The sequence below is a fragment of the Nocardioides sp. genome, from assembly GCF_031422975.1.
GTDB lineage: Bacteria > Actinomycetota > Actinomycetes > Propionibacteriales > Nocardioidaceae > Nocardioides.
Genome location: NZ_JANPEO010000535.1, coordinates 1 through 2,255, shown reverse-complemented (window position 1 = coordinate 2,255; position 2,255 = coordinate 1). Strand labels below are relative to the sequence as shown.

2 protein-coding genes are annotated in these 2,255 nt (G+C 70.7%); both read right to left on the bottom strand.

Features of this window, described 5'->3' with window-relative positions:
- The coding region (locus RMO85_RS15920; RefSeq protein ID WP_310529701.1) for a methylmalonyl-CoA mutase family protein at window positions 1-1,259 on the bottom strand (1,259 nt) is incomplete at its 3' end.
- Window positions 1,256-2,255: methylmalonyl-CoA mutase family protein (locus RMO85_RS15915; protein ID WP_310529700.1), on the bottom strand; the 1,000-nt coding region annotated here is incomplete at its 5' end. The genes RMO85_RS15920 and RMO85_RS15915, both read right to left, overlap by 4 nt.

Sequence of the window (2,255 nt, the reverse complement as noted above, 5' to 3'; positions counted from 1 at the left end):
TCGACCTCGGCGATGTGAGTGAGGGCGCGCTCCGCCAGGTCGGCGGTCAGGCGCTCGACATAGTAGCTGCCCCCCCAGGGGTCGACGACACGGGTCTGGCCGCTTTCCATCTGCAGGAACAGCTGGGTGTTGCGGCTGATCCGGGCCGAGAAATCGGTGGGCAGGGCCAGGGCCTCGTCCAGGCTGTTGGTGTGCAGGCTCTGGGTCTGGCCGTTCACGGCGGCCATGGCCTCCACGCAAGTGCGGGCGACGTTGTTGAACACGTCCTGGGCGGCCAGCGACCAGCCGCTGGTCTGGCTGTGGGTGCGCAGGCTGAGCGACTTGGGGTTCTGCGGGTCGAACTGGCTGACCAGCCGCGCCCACAGCGCGCGGGCCGCGCGCAGCTTGGCGACCTCCATGTAGAAGTTCATGCCCACGCCGAAGAAGAAGCTCAGGCGCGGCGCGAACTCGTCGATGGTCATGCCGGTCTCGAGGCCGGCGCGGATGTATTCGACGCCGTCGGCGAGCGTGTAGGCGAGCTCGAGGTCGGCCGTCGCTCCGGCCTCCTGGATGTGATAGCCGGAGATGGAGATCGAGTTGAAGCGCGGCATCTTCTGCGAGGTGAAGGCGAAGATGTCGCTGATGATCCGCATGCTCGGCGCGGGCGGGTAGATGTAGGTGTTGCGGACCATGAACTCCTTGAGGATGTCGTTCTGGATCGTCCCCGCGAGCAGCGAGGGCTCCACCCCCTGCTCCTGCGCCGCGGCGATGTAGAGCGCCAGCACCGGCAGCACGGCGCCGTTCATGGTCATCGACACCGACATCTCGTCGAGCGGGATGCCGTCGAACAGGGTCCGTGTGTCGTAGATCGAGTCGATCGCGACCCCCGCCATGCCCACGTCACCCCGCCCGCGCGGGTGGTCGGAGTCGTAGCCGCGGTGGGTCGCGAGGTCGAAGGCGACGCTCAGGCCCTTCTGCCCGGCCGCGAGGTTGCGCCGGTAGAACGCGTTGGACTCCTCGGCGGTCGAGAAGCCGGCGTACTGGCGGATCGTCCACGGCTGCGTGGTGTACATCGGGGGATAGGGGCCGCGCAGGAACGGCGCGAGGCCGGGCCAGGTGTCGAGCGCGTCCAGGCCCTCGAGGTGCTCGGGCCCGTAAACGGGGAGAATGTCGATGCCCTCGGGGCTCCCCCAGGCCTGCGTCGGCCCGTCGGGCCACGACATCGACCACGAGGACTCGTCGCGGAGCGGCAGTTCGGCGAAGTTCTCCGGGATGCTCATGCCAGCTTCTCCCTCGTGGTGGTCAGGAACCTCAGCGCGTCCACACCCATCGCACACGAGTCGTCGACCCCGTCGCCGCCAACGGCATCCGGCTTCCCGGCGATGATCACGTGCGTGGCTCCCGCGTCACGCAGGGCCGCGACGAGGTCGGTGCCCCACTCGGCGTACGCCGCATCGGGCCCGGCCAGACACGCCACCTTCTCGCCGTTGTACGCCGCCAGCACCGACTCGACTCCGTCGCTCGCCCCGGCCGCCTCGACCGCGACTCCCCCGGCGGCGAACAGGTTGGTCGCGAACGTCGCCCGGGCGGTGTGGGCTGCGACGGTGCCCATGGTCGCGAGGAACACCGGTGCGGCAGCCGGATCGTCGCGGAGCGCCTCGAACGCGTGGCCGTAGCGGCGGACGTCGGCCCCGATCGGAGATGCCGGACGCTCGGGGAGCGACTCGCCGAGGTGGGGGAACTCACTCACCCCGGTGAGTGGGCGCAGGCGCAGCGCGACCTGCTCGTCTCGGGCGGCCGCGACCGCCGCGATCCGGCCGGCGAGACCGTCATCGGCCGCCAGCCCACCGGCGGCCTCGATCTGCTGGAACTCGGCCCACCCGGCGATCGCGAGGTCGTCGGTCAGCTTCTCCACGACGTACGAGCCACCGGCCGGGTCGGCGACCCGGGCGAGGTGCGACTCCGAGATCAACAGCGAGGACGTGTTGCGAGCGATCCGCCGGCCGAGCGCGTCGGGCAGGCCGAGCGGCTCGTCGAAGGGGATCACCGTGATCGCCTCGGCCCCACCGACACCGGCGGCGAAGGCGCCGACGGTGCCGCGCAGCATGTTGACCCACGGGTCGTACCTGCTCATCTGCGGGCGGGAGGTGACGGCGTGCTGGCGCATCTCGCCGGCGCCCGCCTCGCACAGTTCCAGCACGCGCGCCCACAGCCGGCGAGCGGCCCGCAGCTTGGCGATGGCGGGGAACTGCTCGTCGGTGACGGCCAGCCGGAAC